A 23,538-nucleotide genomic window follows, 5' to 3' on the forward strand; every position below is an offset into this window, starting at 1 on the left:
TCATTTCTTCACTTTAAATTCTGTCGAACATAACCGCCCAATCTTTCATTTTTCTGATTGGTATATTATCGAAGGAGTCGCCTGTTAACTTCCAGGCCCAGTTACCCGCTGTGCCGGCGGGAGTATTCATCCTTGCGTCTTCGGGCAGGTTAAGCCAATCTTGCATGGGTATAATGGCTGTATCACAAACCGATGAAAACGCAGCCCTGATGAGGGTTTTACAGATGTTTTTTTTATTGGCTTTTATCCCTGTATATTTCTTTAAGGTTTTAAAAGTGATTTTATCCGCATCATTTTGTAACCATCCCAAAGTAGTATTATTATCGTGTGTGCCGGTATAAACAAAATTGTTTGGTGTATGATGGTGCGGTGCATAGCCCGACTTTGCGATGTCGTGGCCAAAAGCAAATTGTAAAACCTTCATCCCCGGCAGGCAAAATTGGTCTTTAAGCGCGTATACAGGTTCATCTATCTCACCAAGATCCTCCGCAACAAAAGGCAGATCAGTAAACGTTTTATTAATCGTTTTAAAAAAATCCGAACCGGGCCCGTCCAACCATTTGCCGTTGATAGCTGTTTCTTCATCAGCCGGTACATCCCAATAAGCCGAGAAGGCCCTGAAATGGTCCAGCCTCAGCGTATCGTACCATTTCAGGTTCTTAGCTATTCGATCTATCCACCATTTGTATCCTTGTTCTTTTAACTTCTGCCAGTTGTATACAGGGGTGCCCCAGCGCTGGCCGTTTTGGTTAAAATAGTCGGGTGGCACGCCGGACACGCTTATCATTTTCAGGTTCTCATCCAGGTTAAAAATCTCTGGGTTTGCCCATATATCGGCGGAATCGTAACTAACATAAAAGGGAAGGTCGCCCAATATTTTAATATCCAGCTTATTACAGAGTTCTTTCAGCTTAAGCCATTGCCGGGTGAATATGAACTGCAGCCATTTTACTTTTTCAATTTTAACAGCCTCGTCTTTAACTATTTTGGTCAGTGCAGCGTTGTCCCGGTTTTTGTACTGCTCAGGCCAGGTGTGCCAGGGGGCCTGGTTATACAGTTCCTTAAGTACGCTGTAAAGCGCGAAGTCGTTCAACCAGTAATTTTCATTCCTGCAGAACGATCTAAACCCATTTTCTAATAGTTCAGGCGGATGGGCGCGGTAAACCTCCCAGGCTATATCGAGTAACTGATCCTTAGTTTGTTGTGCTTTTTCAAACTCTACTAAATCTATGTCCTGCTGAGCATGTTGTCTCAGATCGTTTGCTGTTAATAAGCCGTCTTCTGCCAGTACATCAGGGCTGATCAGTAACACGTTACCCGCCTGGCTTGACGTTGAACTATAAGGCGAATAAGCATCGGCGGCGCTTACGGCATTAAGCGGTAATATTTGCCAGTAACGCTGGCAGCCCTTTTTAAGCAGATGGGCAAATTCCTTTGCTGCAGGTCCAAAATCGCCAAGCCCGAATTTAGAAGGAAGCGAAGTAATATGCAGCAAAACTCCGGCGCTGCGCTTATTTGTTGATTTGCCCAAATGCAGCACCGCTACCGGCAACTCATCTAAAACATTTTGTATCTGTGTTTTGCCGCTTAGTACGCTTGTTTTGCCTGTAAGGATGTTTTTGGCCAATACCGGTGCCTCGTAAGGTATATGAATATAAGTATGGCTCCAGTCTGTTTGGGGGCGGATGGGGACAATAGTAACCACCCACTCCTCATCGTAAATTCTGGCAAAAGCAATGGCGCCCTCGGCATGCTTACCGCTAACGGTAAGAGGCAGGTAATCGCCTTTTTCAAAAAGCTGCGGAAGCGCTGACCGTAATTTTAAGAGCTTTTGCAACAGCCAGCTTTTGCTCTGCCCGTCTACCTCTTTTTCCTGAAAATTCTTGAAATTTTTTAAGTTTTTTCCGAGAAATTGCTGTCGTTTTTTATAGTCTACAGGCCTGCGGTTGTCGGGGTCTACCATGCTTAGGTCCCAAAGTTCGCAACCCTGATAAATATCGGGTACGCCTGGGCAAGTTAATTTAAGGGTTACCTGACCGAGTGAATTGATAATCCCGAGTTCGCTCACTTTTTGATGAAACCCGGTGAAGCTTTTCCAAAAGGAACGGCTGGTGTCGAGCAAACTGCTAACAAAGGCTTTTACACCATTTTCATACTCTTCATTTGGTTCGGCCCAGTTTGAATGCCTTTTTGCTTCACGGAGCGTTTTTTCCAAATATTCTTCCAAGCGGGTAATGAAATTACCGTTATCCTCCCCCGGCATCGGGTAAGTGCCGATAAGAGTTTGGTAAATAAAGTATTCATCATTTTTATCAGGAGCGCCCTTTTGTTTGATATCCGCATTTAAGCCTTGCCACTCTGTGATTTTGGAAAGCCATTCGTCGCTAAGGGCGGTGAGTACATTAAGCCGTGCCCTTACATCTTCGCCGCGTTTGGTATCGTGTGTAGAGGTTGCATTTAACGCCAGGGGCCATTGCAGTTGGCGTTGCAACATGAGAGTGTGAAATTCATCTACCGGCAACCCAAATACATCCGGCGAATCGCCCACTTCGTTATGGTCGATGAAGCGATTGTAGGTGTACATCAGGGTATCCTCTACACCCTTGGCCATTAGCGGGCCGCTAAACTGCATGCAGCGCTGGTAAAACTTTAACGCCCTTTGATTATAGTCATCGCCTGCATCCAGCTTAAAAAGTTGTACGGTGTTGTTTTTCGCTTCCTGTAATATTTGGTCTACTTGTTCCATTTCGCCCCCGGAAAGGGGCCAGCTATTGCCGTAAAAGCGATAAACCGGAAAGTTAATGAGTAATTCTGAAATGGCCTGTTTAACCGCTTCACGGTCTTGCTGTTCCCCTAACTTCAACGTTAAATAAAAGTTGGTCAGGTTTTCCAGTTCGCCGTTCATGTGAGTGGTCAGTATCAGCTCCTTCTTTTCCCTGATCTGTTCATGTACGGGTTTGTTCTTGCCCGTAAGGTCCTGGTAAAAGCGCGTGAACGCTTTTTCGCTTTTACGGTTGGTAAACAGGTTATTTACCTGGGCCAGAAAATCGTACCCCGTAGTTCCCTGTATGGGCCAAGGGGGCAACTCTTCCCCGGGCTCTAATATTTTTTCTACAACGATGTAAGTTTCGTCACCGGCCAGTTTACGCAGGCGCTGCAGATATTGTTCAGGATCATATAAACCATCAATATGGTCGATGCGAAGGCCTTGTATGATATCGTCTTTCAGCAGCGTTGCTATCAACCTGTGGAAATGGTCAAATACCTCGGGGTGCTGTATATTAATACAGATAAGGCCGTTAACTGTAAAAAAGCGCCTGAAATTGATAGTTTGGTCCGTTTCTTTCCAGCTACACAGCCTGTAGTACTGCTGGTCGGCAATGGCTTTGATTTTATCGGTCGTTAGTTTTTCCAGGTCGGTAACTGCAAGCCCGGCAGATGACGCTGTATTGATCGGCCACTTTTGATCCGCATAACTAAAATACATACCCTTTTCTTCAGCAATGAGCTTTAATTGGCCGTTTGTAATCACCGTGTCCAGGTCATCCCCTAAAAAGGGTACCATGATGGGGCCTTCAAAAAAGCTTCCATCTGCCAGGCTCTGGTCAAAGTAGTTGCGGTAAGGTGAAGATGGCCCGTTTTTTAGCAAGTCCATCAGCCATTTATTGTGGTGATGAAACGCCATATGGTTCGGCACTATATCCTGCAGCCAGCTGATGCCCAACTGCTTTAATTTACCGCTGATCGCTTTTAATTGTTCAAGTGTACCTATCTCGGGGTTTATCGTAAGCGGGTCTACACCATCATAACCGTGGGTACTGCCCGGCACAGCGCTGAATATGGGGGAGGCATAAATTGTTTTTATACCCAATTCGGCTAAATAGGGGAGTATCTCCTCCAGATGTATAAATGTAAAATCTTTATGGAATTGAATACGATATGTTGAAACCGGGTTAAACATGGTTATTGATATAAATTATTATCGACTCTGGTTGAAGCATGTTTGGGGCCTGGTCATCCCCGTGGGAATTCAGAACAACCGTCAGATCGGTGGCGGGCCTGTCAAACGGTTGCTCGTGCTTTGAGAAGTTCAGGAAGCAATAAACATGGTTATTGCCCTCCCACCGGTGCAATTGCAAGGTTTGTTGTTCTTCGTTAAAGCTTACGGATAAGTTATCGCGGTTAAGACTGCGCAACGCGGCAAGCTCCTTACGAAGCCTTATGAGTTTTTTATAGTAATGAAGCATGGCTTGCTGTTGCGTGTTGCCCTGGCTTTGCCAATTTAGCTTCGATCTTTCAAATGTATCGACCGCCTGCGGATCTGGTGTTTCCCCTTCCGAATGGAACGATTTAAATTCGTCCCGGCGCCCTTGTCTTACTGCTTCAACAAGCTGCTCATCAGTATGGCTTACAAAATATAAAAACGGGTTTTTCTCGCCATATTCCTCACCCATAAAAAGCATTGGCAAGTAAGGGCTTACCATTACCGCCGCTGCCATTAGTTTTTGCATTTCGAAACTGAACAGTATGCTGCTGCGTTCGCCAAGCATGCGGTTGCCTACATGATCGTGGTTTTGAGAAAATACTACAAATTGCTCGCCGGGGTTATCTGTTTTAACGCCAAAGGTTTTTTGTCGGCCCGAGGAATAAATGCCGTCATAGACATACGCGTCGCGATAGGCTTTGGCCAGGTGCTTTACACCTTTAAAATCCGAGTAATAGCCATTTCGTTCTTCGCCCGCTGTTACGCGCAGGGCGTGGTGAAATTCGTCTATCCACTGCGCATCCATACCATACCCATTTTTATTTACCGGGTTGATGAACCGGTTATCATTAAGGTCGAACTCAATGATAAGGTAATGCGTACGTCCCGTTTCGGCCATGAGTGCGTCTACCGCCTCGCGGATCTCCTGCAATATATGTTTCGGACCAAAGTCTTTTATGGCATGCACAGCATCCAAACGCAAGGCATCAATTCTAAAATCGCGGAACCACATTAACGCGTTCTGCACAAAATACCGCCGCACTTCATCACTTCCGGCATCGTCAAAATTGATCGCATCGCCCCAGGGGGTGTTGTACTTCCCTGTAAAATAGGGGCCAAACTCGTTAAAGTAATTTCCTTCGGGGCCAATGTGGTTATACACTACATCTAAAATAACGGCAAGCCCATGCTTATGGCAGGCATCCACCAGCTTCATTAAACCTTCGGCACCCCCATATGAATTTTGCACCGCGTAAGGGAACGCCCCGTCATAACCCCAGTTGCGTTCGCCGGGAAACTGGGCAACCGGCATGATCTCGATAGCGGTTACGCCCAGCTCTTTTAAATATTCCAGTTTGGTTTCAATGCCGTCAAATGTGCCGGCGGCACTAAAAGTGCCCGTATGCAATTCATAAATAATGTACTCTTTTAGCGGGACGGCAGGCGAATGGCCGGCCTTCCATTCAAAGCTGTTAAGATCGATAGCCTGCGATGGCCCGTGAACACCATCGGGTTGCGATTTGGAGGCAGGATCGGGCAGTAACTTTTCGCCGTTTAACCGAACCTGGTAACGGCCGTGTGGTTTTAGCCGATCAGTGATTATCGTCCAATAACCTTTTTCTCGTTTTGTTAAATCAAGTTCGCCGCCATCTTCAAAAACGATAGCAGCGCTATAGGCTTTTGGCGCCCAAAGCAAGAAAGCCGCCCTGCCATCCGTTAAGAAGCTGACACCCGGCATTAACTCCGGTTTATCTACGTTATTCATTAAAAAGTTTGTTACGCAATACCACCACTGATCTCCCTTCAACACTTATCTTTTCATCCTTGTTTAGGGTTTGCTCCAACACTTCGTCATTGTTCGTGTCCAAAACTATTTGCCAGGTTTTATGGGCCAATACCCCGGGTAAGGTGTACTCTATGGCTTCGTGATGGGCGTTAAACATGATATAAAAATTATCATCTTTAATGTGTTCGCCATAGGCATCTATCGAATGCAGGCCCAGTCCGTTCAAATAAATGCCAAGCGAGCGGGCAAAGTCGTGGTCCCAGTTATGATCTTCCATTTCGCCACCCTCTGGCAAAAACCACGCAATATCTTCGGGGCCTTTGCCTTTAACGGGTTTACCCCTAAACCACTGGCGCCTTCTGAACACGGGGTGATTTTTGCGCAGGGCTATGAGCCTTTGCGTAAACGCCAGCAGGCTTTCGTCGGCTTCTGCCCAGTTAAGCCACGAAATCTCGTTATCCTGGCAATAAGCATTATTATTTCCGTGTTGGGTACGGCCAAACTCATCGCCGGCAACCAGCATAGGCACCCCCTGCGATAAAAACAAGGTGGTAAGCAAGTTGCGTTTTTGGCGGTTGCGCAATCTGATAACTTCCTGGTCATCTGTGGGCCCTTCGGCACCGCAGTTCCACGATCGGTTATGGCTTTCACCATCGTTGTTGTCCTCACCGTTTGCCTCGTTATGTTTTTCGTTGTACGATACCAGGTCATTCAGTGTAAAACCATCGTGTGCCGTCACAAAATTGATGCTTGCGGTAGGCTTACGGTAATCGTCCTGGTAAAGATCGGGGCTGCCGGTAAAGCGCTGGCCAAACTCGCCCAGCATGCTATCTGCACCTATCCAGTAATCGCGGATGCAATCACGGAATTTGCCGTTCCACTCGCCCCAACCCGCCGGAAAGTTGCCCACCTGGTAACCACCTTCGCCAATATCCCAGGGTTCTGCTATTAATTTTACCTGCGAAATGATCGGGTCCTGGTAAATGATGTCAAAAAAGCCGCTCAGCCGGTTTACCTCATGCAGTTCGCGGGCAAGTGTTGCGGCAAGGTCAAACCTAAAGCCGTCTATATGCATTTCTGTGATCCAGTAACGCAGGCTATCCATAATATAGCGCAGCACATTGGGCAGCATTGCATTTAAGGTGTTGCCTGTGCCTGTGTAATCTTTATAATAGCGTTTATCATCATCAACCAGCCGGTAGTAAGATGAATTATCTATGCCTTTTAAGGACAGTGTAGGGCCCATATGGTTACCTTCGCCGGTGTGGTTGTACACAACATCCAGAATAACCTCAATACCGGCTTTATGCAGCTCTTTTACCATCTGTTTAAATTCCTGCACCTGCAATCCGTTTTCTACTTTGCCGGCATAGCGTATATCGGGCGCAAAAAAACCTACAGTGTTATAGCCCCAATAATTGGTTAGTCCTTTTTCAACCAGGTGCCTGTCGGCTACAAAGTGATGCACCGGCATCAGCTCAATGGCTGTAACTCCCAGTTGGGTTAAGTATTTTATGCAAGCCGGGTGGCCTATTGCGGCATAGGTGCCCCTGATCTCGTCAGGAATGTCGGGGTGTTGCTGTGTAAACCCTTTTACGTGCGTTTCGTATATGATGGTTTGATGGTAAGGTGTGCGCGGCGGCTGGTCGTCGCCCCAGTCGAACGCCTGGTCGACCACAACTGCTTTCGGAATAAAGGGTGCACTGTCTGATTCGCTAAAACTCAGGTCTTCGGCCTCATGGCCAAGTTCGTATCCAAAAAGCGAATCGTGCCAGTTTATGGTACCTGATATGGCTTTGGCGTACGGGTCTATAAGCACTTTATTGGCGTTAAACCTGTGCCCGTTCTGTGGCTCGTAGGGGCCATGCACCCGGTACCCGTAAAGTTGCCCGGGGGCAATATCAGGCAGGTAACAATGCCAAACCTGGTGTGTACGCTCGGTAAGCGTTATACGCACTTCGGGGTCTTTTCGTTCGTCATCTGCATCAAACAGGCAAAGTTCAACACCAGTGGCGTTATCGGCATACAGCGCAAAATTTACGCCTTTGCCATTATATGTTGCGCCAAGTGGGTATGGCTTTCCGGGATAAATCTTTTTCATGCAGTTAGGAATTAAAATACCGTTAAAATGTTTTAGTAATTTAAAATTATCGTTATATGAAAATTATAAAACCAGTGCGCTGTTTAAATGTTATATAATAAACCACGCTTTATGACCACCAATATTCTTTTAGTGAGCAATGATGCCTGTACAATAGATCTGTTTAAGGATTGCTGTTCTCAACTGGCTGTAAAGGGTGTAACACGGCAATCATCACAAGGTTTGTTAAACACGCTTTATAAGCATACGCCCGACCTGGTAATTATTGATTTTATATTAGAGGACGGTAACGGCGGAAGCTTATGCCATCAAATTAAATGCGATAAATATTTACATAGCCTGCCGGTAGCGCTACTAACAGAATATGATGATTTACAGCGTTTTGCACCAAAATTTGGCTGTACACATCTTTTAAACAAACCCCTAAGTTTAAATGATATGACTTTATTAATTGCTATGCTATCAGAAACAGCAAATGCAGAATAATTTCAGGTTTTGTTAACAATTACAAATTATAGTTGTTGGTATGTTAATTTAAATTGATTAATGGAAACACATACCTATAAAACCGGCATAATTGGCAATTGTGCATTTTTAGCCCATATTAATACAGATACCAACATCCAATGGATGTGCTGGCCCCGTTTTGACAGCCCCTTTATATTCGGAAGTTTGCTTGACGAGCATAAGGGCGGCGAATTTTCTGTTAAGCCTTTGGGCGAGTTTACATCAAGGCAATATTACCTGGAAAACACCAACGTTTTGTGTACAGAAATTACCTGCGCCAACGGCAAATACAGGGTAACGGATTTTGCACCGAGGTTCCGGAAAAACGAACGGTACTACAAACCGCTAATATTGGTGCGGAAGATAGAAGTGCTGGAGGGTAACCCCAGGGTGCGCGTAAAATGCGAACCGGTTTGCGATTATGGCCGTAATAAATGGGACCAGCTGCTTGGCAGCGACTCGATAGAATTTACCGGTTGCGATGAACGCATGACGCTTACTTCGAACATCCCGCTTACCTACCTTGCCGAGGCATCGTACTTTTCGCTTAACGAAACCAAATACCTGCTGTTGAACTATGGGGCCGAGATAGATGAATCGCTTTCAGGCATTGCAGAAAAATACTTGCGGCAAACGGTTGAGTATTGGCGCTTATGGATCAAGCATTCTTCTATAGCGGGGTTTTACCAGCCTTACGTTATCCGCGCCGCCCTTGCCCTTAAAATACACCAGTACGAGGACACGGGCGCTGTAATTGCGGCAAGCACCAGCAGTTTGCCGGAGTCGCCGGGAAGCGGGCGCAACTGGGATTACCGGTACTGCTGGCTGCGCGATACCTACTACGTGCTTACATCGTTAAACCATATAGGGCATTTTGAAGAAATGGAGCGTTACTTTAGTTATATAACCGATATTTCTTTCGGGGAAAAAGACAGCTTCAGGTACCAGCCACTATACGGTATTGCAGGCAATAAGGACCTCACCGAAACCATAATGGAACATCTGGATGGTTATATGGGGAATAAACCGGTGCGCATTGGCAACCAGGCATCAGAGCATATTCAGAACGACATTTACGGCCAGGTGCTGGTTTCGCTTTTGCCGCTTTACACCGATCACCGTTTTGTTTTTAGCGAGCGCAAAGACTCTGATAAATGGATCTTATTCATCCTTAATAAAATAGAACGTACCATAGATGAAAAGGACGCCGGTATCTGGGAATTCAGAAATATAGCACATATACATTGCTACAGCAACCTTTTTCAATGGGCGGGATGTTGTGCGGCCGAGAAAATAGCGCTGACCATTAATAATGATGAATTGGTAGAAAAAGCGCGGCGATTAAAAGACAAGGCCGCGGCGCATATAGAAAGTTGTTACGATGAAGAACGGAAGGTTTACACACATGCTGTGGGCAGCCCTTACCTTGATGCAAGCACACTACAGCTTATCATGATGAATTACCTCGATCCGGCATCGCAGCGGGCTAAAGATCATTTGATAGCCCTGGAAAAGGAGCTTAAGACCGAAGGAGGTCTTTTTTACCGGTATATACACAGCGACGACTTTGGCAAACCTAAAACTACTTTCCTGATCTGTGCTTTCTGGTATGTAGAAGCGCTTGCCTGTGTTGGCAGGATTGATGATGCGATCAAAGAGTTTGAAAAATTGATGAAATATTGCAACCATTTGCTGCTGTTCAGCGAAGATGTTGACGAGGCAACAGGAAGCCAGTGGGGTAACTTCCCCCAGGCTTACAGCCATGTGGGGCTCATGAACGCGGCTTACAGGATTGCGATGAAACTTGACCGACCGATATTTTTGTAATGGAAAAACAAATAAATATATGGGCAAAACAACTGCCGCCATGGCTGTGGAACCTGGCGATCATTGCTTTTGTGCTGCTTATTGGTTTTATAATCAAGGTATTTATTAAACTGCTGTTAAATTATTACAAGAATAAAAAGGAAGCGGAGTACTCTTTCTTCAGGTCGGTGGTAACCCATTTAAGCCGGCCTTTGAACCACTTTATACCACTTTTTGTAGCAAATATCCTGTTACCCTTTGTGGCTTTAAAAGACGCTTATGATAACGATGTAAGGCGGTGGCTCGGTATAGCGCTGCTCGTATCGTTTGCAAGTATTTTGATGAACGCTATTAAGGTACTTGAAGATTATGTGTACTATAAATACGATTTTAACAAAACGGATAACCTTAGGGAGCGTAAAGTACGCACTCAGCTGCAGTTTGTAAGAAAGGTTTCTACGGTGCTCATCATTGTAATAACACTGTCGCTCATTCTGCTAAGTTTTGACGGTGTACGAAAGCTTGGGGCCGGGCTGCTCACCGGGGTAGGTATAGGCGGTATTATTATAGGTTTTGCCGCCCAGAAATCCTTAGGCAACCTTTTGGCGGGTTTCCAGATAGCGTTTACACAGCCTATACGTATTGACGATGTGCTGGTGGTTGAGGGCGAATGGGGCAGGGTAGAGGAGATAACACTTACTTACGTGGTATTAAATATCTGGGATCAGCGCAGGCTGATACTGCCTATAAATTACTTCATCGAAAAGCCGTTTCAGAACTGGACGCGGACAACCTCTGAACTGTTAGGTACAGTTTTTTTATATGTTGATTATAATGTACCCGCCGAGCCGCTCAGGGCAGAGTTAACCCGGTTGCTTAATGAAACGCCGCTGTGGGATAAACGCCTGGGCATATTACAAGTAACAGATGTAAAGGAAACAACTGTTGAAGTGCGGATGTTGGTGAGCGCGCACAATTCATCGAAAGCGTTCGATCTGAGATGTTATATTCGCGAAAACATGCTGAAGTATCTGCAGGAAAACTATCCTTCCAGCTTACCAAGGATACGGGTTACGACCGAAAATAACAACGGGCAGGATGATTTCCCGCCCGTTAAATTACAAGAATAACTGAGAACTGGTCTGATGAACGCACACTTAGTGCTTCATGGTGTCCGGGCGCTGTGGCTGGGGTGCACCGTTAACAGTATCCTGCGGCGTAGCAGTGGAGTCGCCAACGGTACCCGCACCTGCAGCACCTGTACCTGAACCAGGCGCGCCGGTTCCGTCGTTTAAACCTGTGGTAGTGTCAGACATTGTAGAGGTCGTATCGGTACTGGTACTTCCGTTCCCTTTACAAGCGCTTAAAACTGTACATACAGAGAGTACAGCTATCACAAATAATTTTTTCATAATATTTTGTTTTAATATTAGTATGCAGGCATCCCTGCAAAATTTATTATTACCCGGCGTCCGAATCATCCTCCAGCTCGTCCGTACGAACTGTGGCTTCTTCGCCGCCATCAAGTTTCACCGTAGCATCATTGCCTGATATTTCAACTACGTAGCCTTCGCCCCGTGGGGTGATTACTTTTTGGCCTTTTACAAATGTTGAACCGTTGTCCATAATGTTATCAGTATATCTGCATAACCGCACGATTCATGAATATGTTTTTAAATAAGTAAAAAATTTATTTAAAAGTTAAACATTCCCGCTCCGGATTTGTAATATAAATATCTACTTTCCGATGCGCTAACGATACCACCGATTTAGCAAGAACTTTTATGAAAACTTTAAATAGCAAAAGAATTCCTTTATGGGTCTTTTTCACTGCCTGGGCAGCCTTCATGATATTAATATTCGTCCTTTGCTGGTACTGCTTTAAAAGTTAATAAGCAACCGTTATGGGTGGCTGCTTTGCTGCCCGTCGAAAGCGGCGGGTTTGGCGCCGTTATTTTTTCCTTCAGGCGTTTCCAGAGCCGAGCGGGCGGCCTGGGTTTGCTCAAAAGTGTTGATGTTGTTGTTAATATCGTTTTGCGATAGGCGGTTCTTATCCTCACCTTCAGCATCGTCTGGCGATGCCCCCTGGCTGTTTTCAGACGGATTATTTTTCGCTTCTTCTTTCATCGCATCCAACTGATCTTCCTGGCGTGCGCCTTTGATTATTTCCTGTCCTGATTGGGTTTCGCGTTGCGTGTCGCCATTTTCATCAGGGAAATTCTGCTGGCCCGGGGCCGCGTTTTCTTCTGGTACCATATGTTTATTTTTATATTGATTTAGAGATCGTTACAAGGGACTACAAGCAACTTTGTTATAATCGCCGGTGTCGTATAAGTCCGGCCCGATATGAACAGCTTACTAAGGAGCGCTTGTTTCTTCAAATTCAGATCATGCTATCACTCCTGTTATTCAGCTATTTTTCCATAAGGCCGTCTATATAACCAATCGCAAAAAATATTGTTTCTTTCTTTTTAATTAATATATTTTCAAACTAAGTTGCCTTCGCGATGTTCTTCTATCAGGAAAACACCACTTAATTAGAATATATGTTAGCAATGAATTACCGAGGGCCCTATAGGGTCAGGGCCGAACAGCGGCCAATGCCAGAGATACAGCACCCTGAGGATGCTATTGTGAGGGTAACCCGTACCTGCATCTGCGGTTCAGATCTGCACCTTTATCATGGTATGGTGCCCGACACCCGCGTTGGGTCTACTTTTGGCCACGAATTTACCGGGATAGTAGAAGAGGTTGGGTCAATGGTGCGGAACTTAAAAGTAGGCGACCAGGTGCTTGTGCCTTTTAATATCGCGTGCGGCAAGTGCAACTTTTGCAAACAAGGGCTGTATGGCAACTGTCACGAATCTAACCCTATGGCAACCGCGGTAGGTGGGATATTTGGCTATTCGCACACTGCGGGCGGCTTTGACGGCGGCCAGGCCGAGTATGTACGCGTACCTTATGCCGATGTAGGCCCCACCGTTATACCCGCTGATATGGACCCCGACGATGCCGTTTTACTAACCGATGTGGTACCCACCGGGTACCAGGCTGCAGAGATGGGTGGTATAAAACCCGGCGATACGGTTGTGGTATTTGGTGCCGGCCCAATAGGTATTATGGCCGCACGATGTGCCTGGTTTTTTGGCCCGTCGCGTGTTATTGTTATCGATCATATTGATTACCGCCTGGAGTTTGCTAAAAACTATGCGAAATGTGAGGTGTACAACTTCAAATCGCTGGAAGACCCGGTATTGTTCCTGAAGAAAACCACCGACTGGTACGGCGCCGACGTGTGTATAGATTGCGTGGGCTGCGAAGCAGAAGGTAATACCCTGCAAACCTTTAGTGGCCGCATAAGTTTAATGCAGGCAGGTGCGGGTACTGCGTTACAATGGGCTATCAACTCGGTAAAAAAAGGAGGGATAGTTTCTGTTGTGGGTGTGTATGGCCCGCCGTTTAACCTTATCCCGATAGGGAATGTTGTAAATAAAGGTATAACGCTTAGGGCTAACCAGGCGTCGGTAAAGCGTTTGCTGCCAAAACTTATAGATCATGTACAATCAGGCAGGCTTAACCCCAAAGAGCTGATCACACACCGCATCCCGTTAGAAGAGGTGGCCGATGCTTACCGGCTTTTCTCGTCCAAACTGGACAATTGTATAAAAACAGTATTGATACCATCTACAAAATCTTAAAACCATGGCAAATAATAATATAGATGTAACTACAATTCCCGGGTATGGTATGGACGCCGACCCGGAAAACGAGCCGACTTACCCCATGAAACATTATACCGGCGATGATCATAACCGTATTAATTATGAGCGGTCGGTTCAGCAGCCCCAAACCGTGGAGATATTGCAGTCGACCGAACGACCGGCCATTACCACTGTTTTTGGTACCAGCGTACCACCATCGGGCCTCAGTGGTGCCATCAGGCGTTACGCCTTTAAACACAGCGAAGACCGGTACCGGCATTGGCTGCCGTTAATATTTGCCGACCGTATAAACGTTTTTGAGGGCGTAATTGAGGACTTGCGAAAAGGCCATGTACCCAATGTATTTGCGGAAAGAGGGTGGAAGGTTGAAATGAAGCACAATGCGGTAGGCTTCCTGTCCAAACTGGCTATAACGGCCCTGGTAACAGCGGCCATTGTTACAACCGTTACCCGGAAAAAATAAAATACAAGCAATTGCCGTAAAACAAAATTTACGGCAATTGCTTTTTTATGTACATTATTTACAGCTATGAACCAAGCAGCAAAAACCGCACTTTCAGCCATTGGGGGCACCAGCGTGATGACCCTTAGCAGCCACCTGATGTCGGAGATATTCGGAGAGAATTTTCGCGAACCACAGCACCTGGCCACCATGATTGGCAGGCTGGCACCAGCGTTATCAAAAAATGCAAAACAGATAGCCGGATGGGGCGCCCATTTTGCGATGGGTTTTGTGTTTGCAGCCGTTTATGTGGAGTTATGGGAAACGCGCAAAATAAAACACACCATACTAAACGGGGTAATACTTGGCCTTGTTAGCGGCGTGTTGGGTTTTTTAATATGGAAGGGCACTTTTAAGGCACACCCGCTGCCGCCGCTTATGCGGTTCGATCATTATTACCTGCAGCGCATACCGGCGCACGTGGTTTTTGCGGTGTTTGCAACTATTACTTACCGGCTCATCAAATCAAATGAAGAATCATCGTCAGTGAATGATGAACCGGCTGTGTAATTGTTTACGCATTAAATGATTTGCAAATGAGGCTTTATTTTTATTTCGGCTACATCACATCGCATTGGCCGGGTTAATGCAAACAGAATGGCGTCCCCAATGTCTTCCGCTTCCATCATTTCCATTCGTGCCAGGGCTTCCTGTTGTTGTTCAACCTCGTCTGGCTGCATGTTAGACATCACCGCGCCGGGCTCTACCAACGATACTTTTATTCCTTTTTCGTTTACTTCCTTTCGCAGGGTCTCAGTAAATCCTTGTATCCCCGATTTAGTGGCTACATAAATAGAGCTGCCTTTTTCGCGCACGTCCGAACTCATCGATCCTATGTTAATTATGTGGCCTCTGCCGGTGGGCGTCATGCGATCTAAGGCGTAACGGGTACAGGCAATGTAGCTGAGCAGGTTTGTTTTTATTACCCGCTCCCAATCGCTGTATTCGCCGTCATAAACATCCTGGTGGGCAAGTGCGGCGTTATTAACTAACACGTCCAGCTTACCTAAATGTTCGTCCGCGCTCTTAAAAAGTTCTTTTATGCCGTCTTCCGTGGATAGGTCAGTGGTTTTTCCTTTAACCTTTCCCCGCACCTGTTTATCTTCAATGTGCTGTAAAGTTTCCCTCAGGTGCTCCTCGTTGGTACCGCACAGAAAAACATTTGCCCCTTCTTTAGCCAGCACCGCGGCTATGGCGCGGCCTATACCGGTGGTGCCGCCGGTCACAATTATACCTGCCCCGGCAATTTGCAGTTTACTATCGTGACTAATGTTATTTTGCATTCCGTAAATATTAATTAGTTAAACAGTTAGCGCGACAAACACAGCGCCGGTTTCTTCTTTGTTTCTTGCGGTTTCAAATGCTTCGTTGATCTTATCAAGCGGGAAATTATGAGTGATGAGTTTTTTGGCATTTAACTTGCCATTTGCCACCAGGTCAAGCGACATCTGCATTTCAGGATAGATATCCCAGAACGAGTAACTCGCACTCGGGATCAATTTGATCTCCGACATTTGAATTCGCGACCAATCCATTTCAATTAGCTTCTGGTCTTTTTCAAATCCACCTACTATAACCGCCTTGCCATTTACCCTGCTATAGGTTACCGCCTGGGGCAAGGTCATGGGCATTGCCGAGCCGCCCGCGCATTCAAATACAATATCGGCACCACGGTTCCCGGTAAACTGCATTACTTTTTCGTGGGGGTCTTCATTTTCAGAGTTTACAACTTCGTTTGCCCCAAGCTCTTTTGCCAGCTTCAGGGCCGAATCAACCTTATCTATGATCAATACATCGGCACCGCTTATTTTGGCTAATTGCAATTGTCCAAGCCCTATGCAACCGGCGCCTATTATCACCACCTTATCGTTTAACTTGATACCGCTTAACTGTATGGCGTGCATACAAACCGAAAAAGTGTCAAGTAAAGTTGCTTCTTCAAAGCTTACATGATCGGGCAGTTTATAAAATTTCTTTTGGGGCCCGGCCACATATTGGGCAAACGCCTGCGAAAGCGTTTTCATCCGTACCGGATACAAATTAGGGCACAAATTATAACGTTGAATATTGCACCACTCGCAGGTATCGTCGCCAAGCAGGGTTTCAATAACCACCCGGTCGCCGGGCTTTACGTTGGTAACAGCAGGGCCAACCTCAACCACCTCGCCGGCAAGTTCGTGACCCATTATTTTGCATTCCAATTCGGGCTCCTTTATCTTCCAGTGCCGCAGGTCGGTACCGCATATACCGGCCACCTTCACCCTGGCCAAAACCCAATCGGGATGTTTAATTTCGGGTGTTTTAACCTGGCTTAGTTCAAAATCTCCTTCAAGTGTTTTTAACGCGGCTTTCATTTTATCATCCTCCATAGTAGTCATATTAATCGTTCCACTTTATAATAATGGTCTGCTCGCCATGTATTTCAAATTCATTTGGCAGCTTTTTAGCACTTAGCTTATCCAACTGCTGCTGGTCTTGTTCATTGCCGGCTACAACGCTTATTTTTGGAAGGTTTCCATCGGTTGTTTTAATAATACATACGCGGCATGTAAGTTCCTTGCTGCCCAGTACGTTTATAGTTATGGTATTATTTTTTACAACCTTATTGCCGGTGGGGTAATCCATATATATCATAAACGATTGCCCGGGTATACGTATGTAATGGCGTGGCACTATACCAAAGCATAGCCCGGCGCCATATACCTCTTGCCCAACGGCACCCGCTTTTTCCCAGCCATCGTAAATATCCTCAAGCGCTATCCAAAGTTTCGGGTCTATCTCGCCGGTTTTAGTTTCATCAGCCAGCATTTCTTTTGGCAGCATAGGGGGGAAGTAATAAACTGCACGGTGTATCATATATTTAACATACTCGGCCAGCAACAAACGGGCGCTCGGTAAAAAATCGGTTCCTTCAGCCAACACCAACAACTCGTGCATTGATGCGAAGCTTTCCTGCTCTTCGTACACAGCCAGGTAAGGGGCATCATTTAACGGGAACAGGCCAAAAAACATCGGGAAGTTTACGCCGTAACCATAGTTACACTCCCAAATGGCCATGTTTTTAAACAGGTTTGCTATATGCAGGTAGCAAAGATCAAGGTACTGCTGCTTTTTAGTTTCTTTATAAAGGCGCAGCATGGCCTTAGCAGAAAATGTTGTGTTATTTGCCTGGTAAAATATATCGAACCCAAATTGCACAAGTGATTGCGCTGCTTTTTCGGCCTCTTCCAAAAATCGCTTTTTGCCGGTTACATCATACGCCAGCAACATTACCTGGGCGTAAACACCAGCCACATCCTTTTCGCCGCCCATGCCGGGCTGCGTTTCTTCCTTAAGCGTTTTAAGCGATTGCATATCATAGAACACCGGCCATTTGTAATTAAAGTGGTGGGCAACCTTTATCGCAAAATCAACCGAATTTAAAAATAGCTCCTTGCCAACTTTGTCGCCTTTTAAGGCCATGCGGCCAAGGTTTAACAAGGGGTGATGCAAATACCAGGCATCCATGGTGTTGGGCACCTTTTGTTCTTCCGATTCATCCAGCTGATCTTCGGCTGCGGGCAGCCAGCGCTTTATTGTTTTTAATTCATCGCTGTAAAAGGTACGCAGGTTTTCGTATATCTGATTTGAAAAGGGCAGGTCTTCACCGCTCCAATCCATATAATCCCACACCGGCAGCAGCACGGCAAGCTGTACCATAATTTCGGGCGGGGTAGCGTAATCGCATACGTAGGCGTTCAGGTAAGAGCAGCCGCTATGCTGGCACCAGCAGCCTTTATTGTGCTCAAGGTCGTGGATAGATCTTTTTATAAGGTCTGGGTAGTCCTGGTATTTGGTATCCGGGCGTGGTAATAACAGATAAATAGCTGCCAAGTGATCAAGATATTGCCTTGCTATCTCAAACTGATCTTTGGGCGTATCGGTGCTAAAGGATACAAACGCGTCGGCAATGGTTAGTTTTTTACCCGCGGGCATTGGTTTCTCTTTAGTAAGCGGCAGTGAAAACCCAAACTCCGGCCATTCACCGCCCACGGTTTCAGAAACAGACGTTTCGGTAAGCTGGCAGTAATCATTTAAGGCCGTGAGGTTTTGGAAATAAAGCAGCGACCCTTCTGCAGGTTGTTTAAACGCCGCATATACCACCCCTGTGCGGATGCCTCTTTGCCTGATATGCACGTCACCAGCCGGCACCTGGGTGCCCTTATTTCCTAACATCAGTACGTCCTTAGGCCAAAAGGGAATATACAGGTTATTGCTTGCCTTAAAGGTTACGGTGTAGTGTAAAACGGTTTTTTGCGCATAGGGGAAGGTGATATCAACATTAAACTCGCCAATTGTTGAGCTTAAATTCACCTGCGCGCCGTCCTCGCGTTTGGTAAGCTGCTCTACTTTTAATCCGTCTGGAGAGTATGCAGTACGGAACGCCGCCCGGTCTTTATTTCTCCATTTTACAATTACCCATAAGGTGTCGTGCAGCAGGTGTACGTTAAAAGTGAATTCGTTAGCCTTGCGCTGCAGAAGGGGTTTTTCAGATAGGTTTGTTAGTTGTTCGGCGGCTGTAACCGCCCAAATTGTTAATTCAGGTTTCATATTGTGGTTGTGTAATATTATACTAAATGCCAGTAAAAGGTGCCGGCTGTATCATCAACAATTGTAAGTGTCTTACAATGCCGGCGGATAATAGTGAGTGGGAAATGTATAGCGAACGAGCGTTCGGAATACTTCTATAAAAAAAAGATGTGGTGGGTTGCCTGTTTTTACAGGTGCAATTTGTTTTAAATGGATGTCGTATTTATTCATAGCTGTATAATCACAGTTTAACTTGATAAATCAATATTCTATCCGGCAAGTACTTAAATGGTATCTGAAAGGTATGTATACAACCAGCGTGTGTATTAAAAGGTTTTAACCTGTAATTCATTTTTTTAATAGTAATGCGCGTTATGAAAGAAACGTTCCGGCCGCGTGCCCCTCGCATTAAGATCATTAGATTATAATTTGTAGTTAATCTTTTTTCTTTTGATAAAACTTTCGGGCCCGGATATGGTTATTTGGTTAGAGGTTGTTTTTAATCTGCATACTGCTGCCTTACCGAAATATTTTCGCTATGTACTATCCGATCGGTTAAAAGACAACTGAAATTACGCACGTACTATATCAACTATAATTTTTAACACACGCTGTAACGCTGCTTAGCGGGCGTAACAGCAATAATTACTTATATTATGAAGCCTATAATTTCTCTGAAAGCGCATGGCATACTAGATTATGTTGGCGGCTTGCTTATTACCTTCTCTCCCTGGATTTTCGGATTTGCCAAGTTGGGCGGCGCGCCGCTGTACCTGCCTTTGTGTATGGGCTCCATGCAACTGGTGATGGCCATATTCAGCACCCATCCATACGGGATCTTCAAAGCATTCCCGATGCAGCTGCACCTTGTTATAGATATGATAGTAGGTATTATATTAATTGCTGCCCCGTGGATCTACGGCTTTTACCATTTCGTATTCCTGCCTCATCTGCTGCTTGGTTTGGTGTCGTTTTTTGCGGGATTATTAACGCAACACTCTCCGCTTTATCGATTGGAATTATTTGACGAAAGAGGATACAGATAAATAACAAACAAAAAACTATGAAAAAGCAACTTTTAGCGGCAGCCATTTGCGCATGCCTTGCATTTGCCGCGTGCAGCGGCAGCAGTAAACAGGGCACAACCGATAGCAGCGCTGTTAGCCAGGATTCGACTGGTAGCGGGGGAGCCGCTACCGGAGCTGACTCTTCGGGAACAATACCGCCCAATGCATCGGCTTCCTCTGCCGGCACAGCAGCCGGCGATACAGCGCGGGCAAAACAAGATACGGCTAACACTACGCCACAACGTTAATATACTTTAACAGCACAGCAACGGCCGGTTTATATTACGAATAGGCTACGGTATACCGTGCTTTCAAGAAATAATACACTGTACGACTGCAATATACACAACAAGGGCCGGCTAACAACCGGCCGATTTACTTCTAATAGCTTCTTTCATGAACGATTGGTGGATAACCGATATCAATTTGTTTAACCGGTACGAAATATTTTTTTATCTTTAGGCAACCCTATGATAACTGCCAATTGCTAAATCATATATGCTTCTCAAACGTGCTTTATTAATTATTTTTTGTTGCTGTTATTTGATCAGCCATGTATGCGCAACACCTAAGCAAGACAGTCTTTTACATATTCTGCAAATTACGGATCCGGACCTGAAGGAAAAAAAACTGGTGCTCAATATCCGCTACTACTTCAATGACGTACCGGTAAAAAAACTGGAGACCACCAAATCGGAGCTGCTAAATATACTGCAAACGCACCACGTTCAAAATCAGGAAGCGTTAGAATACTTTGTTGAAACCATGTATCAGATGGGGATTAAACGTTATAAGGAGGCCGAAAAGACATTAACCAAAGCTACTGAACTGGCTCATAAAAATAAGGCGCATTACCTGCTGTATGCCTGCTTTACGCATATGGCTTTCTTGCAAACAATTAAAGGTAACACCATCGAGGCTATATCTAATTTTAGGTTGGCCAGGAAGGAGGCCTTAACCCTTAACGATGCCTATATACAGGCGATGGTTGATATCAACATCTCCGATATTTATTACAAAAACAACCTGTACAGCCAGTCGTTGCTTTACCTGCAGGAGGCCCAGGGAATTGTAGATCAGAAAAAATTTGCAGATAACATTCTGCAAGTGATGATCTGGTCTAACAAGGCAGAAAATTATTTTTGCCTGGGTAAGGCAGACTCCGTAGCGCTGTACAGTAAATTATTAAACAATGCCCCAAATACATCGGGCCGGCTGTATACTATTCATAAAAGAATGGCCTACTACCTTGCTTTACTTCAACAAAATTATCAGCAGGCTGTCGCCCTGATCCGTGCAGCAAAGGATGACCCTAAATTTGTATTTGAAGCTTATGACGAATTAAACCTTGCAGACGCTTACTTCAAAGCCGGGAAATTAGATTCGGCTCGAAATGTTGCATTGCAGGTATTGGCCGGCAGGGAATATCAAAACCACCCCGAGATACAGGTGCGATTATATGAAATATTGGGTGGCGTAGCCTTAAACAGGAGCGATAAAGATGAAGCGGTTTTACAATATCAGCTGGCACTGGGGCAGGCAAAAAAACAAATTGAACGTTTAACCCAGGTAGGTATCATTTCTTCGCAGATCAAGGTAGATGAAATAGAGGGTGCCTACATACGCAAAGAAGAAAGTTTTAAAAGAACGCGCCTGTGGTTAGTGTTTACCGCCATAAGCGCAATACTTATTATTGGTATCGGTACGATGTTATATCGAAACATCAGGCAAAAAAGACATTACGAACAGTTGTTCTTTAAATTTAAAAAGGATGAGCTCGCGTTTATCAATTCGCACGAGGTACGCAGGCACCTTTCTAATATTTTAGGGATAGTTACGGTTATCGAAAACAGCGATAATAAGGAAGATGCCTTCCATGAATCACGAAACCACCTGGTAAATGCCGCGGTGCAGCTCGACGATGCTATCAAGAATATATCAGCAAAATTAGACGAGCCATCTGCCGGGAATTAATGCGGTGTTAAACCTCAGCCGCCCCGGCTTAGCCTTGCGGCCCATGCAGTAGGCACGTTATCCTGAGTTTATTAAAGCTGCTCAAAAGTAAGCGTATTAATTTAGCGTGCAGTTTGGCGCGATCACACCTCTAAATTGTCGTTTTTATCACCGCCTTTTTTGTTCCTTAACACGCACATTTGTGTATGAATATTAAACAAGCAAATATCGAAACAGCACAAACCTTTGACGAACTGCTGGCCGGGCTATCATCTATAACCGATGAGCAGGCGAACACTGTACCGTTTGCAGGAAGCTGGACAGCGGCGCAGGTTGCGCAGCATGTGATTTTATCGGCAGGCAGCTTTGTGGAATTACTGAACGGACCAGTGACTGACACTAACCGCGACCCGGAAGCAGGGGTGGAACAACTTAAATCGATTTTCCTTGATTTTGATACAAAGCTTAAATCTCCGGACTTTATCATACCGGAGGATAAGATTTATCAAAAACAACAATTAATTGAAAAGCTGCAATTAATCAAAACAAACCTGCTGCAAGCCATTGATACGCTTGACATGACCAAAACATGTAAAGCATTTGAGATGCCGGTGATGGGCTATATTACCCGTGCAGAAGCTATAACCTTTACAATAGTACATACAAAACGGCATGTGCATCAAATAAAACGTATCGCCGCCGCGTTAGCGGGACACTAATTTACACCGCTATTTTTACTTCTTCCAGGTAGGGCAATACAAAAAGGGTATGTTCAAAGGCACGGAATTTAACAATCAGGTGCGAGCGATCGTCGAAGAAAACTTCTATATAAAAATTGTCGAGGTTATAAAGCTTAACATAAAAGTGGTCAGTAAGCCGGTCAGCCAAAAAGGTGCCTGTCAAAACAGCTTCTGTTTTTTTGTGGTACCCTAGTTTGTTAAATTCGTCCGAGCTCATTACCAGTAACTTGCAAATTGCGTGCCCAAAAAATCGGGTGTTAATAAATAACTGTCACTACCATAAGGTATAAGGTTATTCAGGTGGCGGGGGAGGTATCAATGGGCACAGGGCTGGCAATTTTTTCAAATAAATATTTGTCCTTCACAAAAAAGCGCAGGTACCGGCCCTTTACCCGCGACGCCTTTAGGTCTTTATAAACAGTTTCGGGCACAGAATGATAAACATACGTATGCCCTGAAACGTAAACAATGGTAAGCTTTTTAGTTTCTGCATCGTAACCAATATGGGCAATAACCGTTGAGGGCATTATTATTTTTTTGCTTCTTCTTCCTTTTTGAAATGTGCGCGTGCCTGCTTCAGGCCGGTGGCAATAGCTTCACCTTCGTTACCGGTTGTTTTTAATACCTCGTTAGCTATCTCTGTAGCTTTATCCCTAATCTTTTTTGGCTGATTTTTGTAAGATGGCGGATAATCTCCGTTATACCAGGGCATAATTCCTCCTTTTTTTAGGTATAACAAACCAATGAGGTTTTTGATTGCAAAACGGATGTTCAAACGCCATATTTGCAGCATCTTATTC

The 23,538-nt window shown here is 45.2% G+C and carries 22 protein-coding genes; 10 read left to right on the top strand and 12 right to left on the bottom strand.

Annotated features, from left to right (window positions below):
• Positions 1-13: 13 nt before the first annotated feature.
• The 3 genes from treY to glgX are packed head-to-tail and all read right to left on the bottom strand — an operon-like array spanning position 14 to position 7,872.
• On the bottom strand, positions 14-3,961 hold the full coding sequence (treY, locus tag GWR56_RS15425; RefSeq protein ID WP_162432116.1) for a malto-oligosyltrehalose synthase: 3,948 nt from the start codon (positions 3,959-3,961) through the stop codon (positions 14-16).
• Positions 3,954-5,750, bottom strand: coding sequence for a malto-oligosyltrehalose trehalohydrolase (gene treZ, locus GWR56_RS15430; protein ID WP_162432117.1), 1,797 nt, complete (start codon positions 5,748-5,750; stop codon positions 3,954-3,956). The genes treY and treZ overlap by 8 nt, the downstream gene beginning before the upstream one ends.
• The gene (glgX, locus tag GWR56_RS15435) at positions 5,743-7,872 is read right to left on the bottom strand and encodes a glycogen debranching protein GlgX (RefSeq protein WP_162432118.1); all 2,130 of its coding nucleotides are present in this window, start codon (positions 7,870-7,872) and stop codon (positions 5,743-5,745) included. The genes treZ and glgX overlap by 8 nt, the downstream gene beginning before the upstream one ends.
• A 111-nt stretch (positions 7,873-7,983) precedes the next feature.
• Here glgX and GWR56_RS15440 point away from each other — a divergent pair, with 111 nt between their 5' ends.
• From GWR56_RS15440 to GWR56_RS15450, 3 genes are read left to right on the top strand one after another with little or no spacing between them, the layout of a single operon-like run.
• Positions 7,984-8,358 (top strand): response regulator, encoded by a 375-nt coding sequence (locus GWR56_RS15440; RefSeq protein WP_162432119.1) that lies wholly within the window; start codon positions 7,984-7,986, stop codon positions 8,356-8,358.
• Positions 8,359-8,418: 60 nt separating this feature from the next.
• Positions 8,419-10,206, top strand: a complete 1,788-nt coding sequence (locus tag GWR56_RS15445) for a glycoside hydrolase family 15 protein (protein WP_162432120.1) — start codon at positions 8,419-8,421, stop codon at positions 10,204-10,206.
• Positions 10,206-11,315 carry a mechanosensitive ion channel family protein gene (locus GWR56_RS15450; RefSeq protein WP_162432121.1) on the top strand — a complete coding sequence of 370 codons (1,110 nt, stop codon included), beginning with the start codon at positions 10,206-10,208 and terminating at the stop codon, positions 11,313-11,315. The genes GWR56_RS15445 and GWR56_RS15450 overlap by 1 nt, the downstream gene beginning before the upstream one ends.
• Positions 11,316-11,342: 27 nt before the next feature.
• Here the strand turns inward: GWR56_RS15450 and GWR56_RS15455 are convergent, their stop codons facing one another.
• The 3 genes from GWR56_RS15455 to GWR56_RS15465 form a co-directional block, all read right to left on the bottom strand.
• Positions 11,343-11,597 (bottom strand): hypothetical protein, encoded by a 255-nt coding sequence (locus GWR56_RS15455; protein WP_162432122.1) that lies wholly within the window; start codon positions 11,595-11,597, stop codon positions 11,343-11,345.
• Between the two features lie 49 nt (positions 11,598-11,646).
• Positions 11,647-11,811: a hypothetical protein gene (locus GWR56_RS15460; RefSeq protein ID WP_162432123.1), complete on the bottom strand. Its 165-nt coding sequence runs from the start codon at positions 11,809-11,811 to the stop codon at positions 11,647-11,649.
• Positions 11,812-12,087: 276 nt separating this feature from the next.
• On the bottom strand, positions 12,088-12,441 hold the full coding sequence (locus GWR56_RS15465) for a hypothetical protein (RefSeq protein ID WP_162432124.1): 354 nt from the start codon (positions 12,439-12,441) through the stop codon (positions 12,088-12,090).
• A gap of 344 nt (positions 12,442-12,785) precedes the next feature.
• Here GWR56_RS15465 and GWR56_RS15470 point away from each other — a divergent pair, with 344 nt between their 5' ends.
• The 3 genes from GWR56_RS15470 (at position 12,786) to GWR56_RS15480 (ending at position 14,919) form a co-directional block, all read left to right on the top strand.
• Positions 12,786-13,883, top strand: a complete 1,098-nt coding sequence (locus GWR56_RS15470) for a zinc-dependent alcohol dehydrogenase (protein WP_202925332.1) — start codon at positions 12,786-12,788, stop codon at positions 13,881-13,883.
• Positions 13,884-13,887: 4 nt separating this feature from the next.
• On the top strand, positions 13,888-14,370 hold the full coding sequence (locus GWR56_RS15475) for a hypothetical protein (RefSeq protein WP_162432126.1): 483 nt from the start codon (positions 13,888-13,890) through the stop codon (positions 14,368-14,370).
• 66 nt (positions 14,371-14,436) lie between these two features.
• Positions 14,437-14,919 (top strand): DUF2938 domain-containing protein, encoded by a 483-nt coding sequence (locus GWR56_RS15480; protein WP_162432127.1) that lies wholly within the window; start codon positions 14,437-14,439, stop codon positions 14,917-14,919.
• An 11-nt stretch (positions 14,920-14,930) separates the two neighbouring features.
• Here GWR56_RS15480 and GWR56_RS15485 read toward each other — a convergent pair whose 3' ends face one another.
• From GWR56_RS15485 to GWR56_RS15495, 3 genes are read right to left on the bottom strand one after another with little or no spacing between them, the layout of a single operon-like run.
• Positions 14,931-15,692: an SDR family oxidoreductase gene (locus GWR56_RS15485; RefSeq protein WP_162432128.1), complete on the bottom strand. Its 762-nt coding sequence runs from the start codon at positions 15,690-15,692 to the stop codon at positions 14,931-14,933.
• A gap of 18 nt (positions 15,693-15,710) precedes the next feature.
• The gene (locus tag GWR56_RS15490) at positions 15,711-16,778 is read right to left on the bottom strand and encodes a zinc-binding dehydrogenase (RefSeq protein WP_202925333.1); all 1,068 of its coding nucleotides are present in this window, start codon (positions 16,776-16,778) and stop codon (positions 15,711-15,713) included.
• 10 nt (positions 16,779-16,788) lie between these two features.
• Positions 16,789-18,999 carry a hypothetical protein gene (locus GWR56_RS15495; RefSeq protein WP_162432129.1) on the bottom strand — a complete coding sequence of 737 codons (2,211 nt, stop codon included), beginning with the start codon at positions 18,997-18,999 and terminating at the stop codon, positions 16,789-16,791.
• A 635-nt stretch (positions 19,000-19,634) separates the two neighbouring features.
• On the opposite strand from GWR56_RS15495, the gene GWR56_RS15500 reads away from it, so the two are divergent.
• The 4 genes from GWR56_RS15500 (at position 19,635) to GWR56_RS15515 (ending at position 22,717) form a co-directional block, all read left to right on the top strand.
• On the top strand, positions 19,635-20,024 hold the full coding sequence (locus tag GWR56_RS15500) for a hypothetical protein (protein WP_162432130.1): 390 nt from the start codon (positions 19,635-19,637) through the stop codon (positions 20,022-20,024).
• A 17-nt stretch (positions 20,025-20,041) separates the two neighbouring features.
• On the top strand, positions 20,042-20,293 hold the full coding sequence (locus tag GWR56_RS15505) for a hypothetical protein (protein WP_162432131.1): 252 nt from the start codon (positions 20,042-20,044) through the stop codon (positions 20,291-20,293).
• Between the two features lie 295 nt (positions 20,294-20,588).
• Entirely contained in the window at positions 20,589-22,019 is a 1,431-nt protein-coding gene (locus tag GWR56_RS15510; RefSeq protein WP_162432132.1) for a lipopolysaccharide assembly protein LapB, read from the top strand.
• Between the two features lie 185 nt (positions 22,020-22,204).
• On the top strand, positions 22,205-22,717 hold the full coding sequence (locus GWR56_RS15515) for a DinB family protein (RefSeq protein WP_162432133.1): 513 nt from the start codon (positions 22,205-22,207) through the stop codon (positions 22,715-22,717).
• Between the two features lies 1 nt (position 22,718).
• Here the strand turns inward: GWR56_RS15515 and GWR56_RS15520 are convergent, their stop codons facing one another.
• From GWR56_RS15520 to GWR56_RS15530, 3 genes are all read right to left on the bottom strand, one after another.
• On the bottom strand, positions 22,719-22,955 hold the full coding sequence (locus GWR56_RS15520) for a hypothetical protein (RefSeq protein ID WP_162432134.1): 237 nt from the start codon (positions 22,953-22,955) through the stop codon (positions 22,719-22,721).
• A 79-nt stretch (positions 22,956-23,034) separates the two neighbouring features.
• A complete protein-coding gene (locus GWR56_RS15525) occupies positions 23,035-23,265 on the bottom strand; it encodes a KTSC domain-containing protein (protein ID WP_162432135.1) in 231 nt (76 codons plus the stop codon).
• A gap of 2 nt (positions 23,266-23,267) precedes the next feature.
• The gene (locus tag GWR56_RS15530) at positions 23,268-23,531 is read right to left on the bottom strand and encodes a hypothetical protein (protein ID WP_238395366.1); all 264 of its coding nucleotides are present in this window, start codon (positions 23,529-23,531) and stop codon (positions 23,268-23,270) included.
• Positions 23,532-23,538 lie beyond the last annotated feature (7 nt).

This window comes from Mucilaginibacter sp. 14171R-50, assembly GCF_010093045.1.
Lineage (GTDB): Bacteria > Bacteroidota > Bacteroidia > Sphingobacteriales > Sphingobacteriaceae > Mucilaginibacter.

Excerpts from the sequence above, each read along its gene's own strand:
- treZ (WP_162432117.1), bottom strand. The coding sequence starts at position 5,750 with ATGAATAACGTAGATAAACCGGAGTTAATGCCGGGTGTCAGCTTCTTA.
- GWR56_RS15480 (WP_162432127.1), top strand. The coding sequence starts at position 14,437 with ATGAACCAAGCAGCAAAAACCGCACTTTCAGCCATTGGGGGCACCAGC.
- glgX (WP_162432118.1), bottom strand. The coding sequence starts at position 7,872 with ATGAAAAAGATTTATCCCGGAAAGCCATACCCACTTGGCGCAACATAT.
- GWR56_RS15460 (WP_162432123.1), bottom strand. The coding sequence starts at position 11,811 with ATGGACAACGGTTCAACATTTGTAAAAGGCCAAAAAGTAATCACCCCA.
- GWR56_RS15470 (WP_202925332.1), top strand. The coding sequence starts at position 12,786 with ATGCCAGAGATACAGCACCCTGAGGATGCTATTGTGAGGGTAACCCGT.
- GWR56_RS15525 (WP_162432135.1), bottom strand. The coding sequence starts at position 23,265 with ATGCCCTCAACGGTTATTGCCCATATTGGTTACGATGCAGAAACTAAA.
- GWR56_RS15505 (WP_162432131.1), top strand. The coding sequence starts at position 20,042 with ATGAAAAAGCAACTTTTAGCGGCAGCCATTTGCGCATGCCTTGCATTT.
- GWR56_RS15495 (WP_162432129.1), bottom strand. The coding sequence starts at position 18,999 with ATGAAACCTGAATTAACAATTTGGGCGGTTACAGCCGCCGAACAACTA.
- GWR56_RS15515 (WP_162432133.1), top strand. The coding sequence starts at position 22,205 with ATGAATATTAAACAAGCAAATATCGAAACAGCACAAACCTTTGACGAA.
- GWR56_RS15530 (WP_238395366.1), bottom strand. The coding sequence starts at position 23,531 with ATGCTGCAAATATGGCGTTTGAACATCCGTTTTGCAATCAAAAACCTC.
- treY (WP_162432116.1), bottom strand. The coding sequence starts at position 3,961 with ATGTTTAACCCGGTTTCAACATATCGTATTCAATTCCATAAAGATTTT.
- GWR56_RS15450 (WP_162432121.1), top strand. The coding sequence starts at position 10,206 with ATGGAAAAACAAATAAATATATGGGCAAAACAACTGCCGCCATGGCTG.
- GWR56_RS15440 (WP_162432119.1), top strand. The coding sequence starts at position 7,984 with ATGACCACCAATATTCTTTTAGTGAGCAATGATGCCTGTACAATAGAT.
- GWR56_RS15455 (WP_162432122.1), bottom strand. The coding sequence starts at position 11,597 with ATGAAAAAATTATTTGTGATAGCTGTACTCTCTGTATGTACAGTTTTA.
- GWR56_RS15475 (WP_162432126.1), top strand. The coding sequence starts at position 13,888 with ATGGCAAATAATAATATAGATGTAACTACAATTCCCGGGTATGGTATG.
- GWR56_RS15490 (WP_202925333.1), bottom strand. The coding sequence starts at position 16,778 with ATGGAGGATGATAAAATGAAAGCCGCGTTAAAAACACTTGAAGGAGAT.
- GWR56_RS15500 (WP_162432130.1), top strand. The coding sequence starts at position 19,635 with ATGAAGCCTATAATTTCTCTGAAAGCGCATGGCATACTAGATTATGTT.
- GWR56_RS15465 (WP_162432124.1), bottom strand. The coding sequence starts at position 12,441 with ATGGTACCAGAAGAAAACGCGGCCCCGGGCCAGCAGAATTTCCCTGAT.
- GWR56_RS15485 (WP_162432128.1), bottom strand. The coding sequence starts at position 15,692 with ATGCAAAATAACATTAGTCACGATAGTAAACTGCAAATTGCCGGGGCA.
- GWR56_RS15445 (WP_162432120.1), top strand. The coding sequence starts at position 8,419 with ATGGAAACACATACCTATAAAACCGGCATAATTGGCAATTGTGCATTT.
- GWR56_RS15520 (WP_162432134.1), bottom strand. The coding sequence starts at position 22,955 with ATGAGCTCGGACGAATTTAACAAACTAGGGTACCACAAAAAAACAGAA.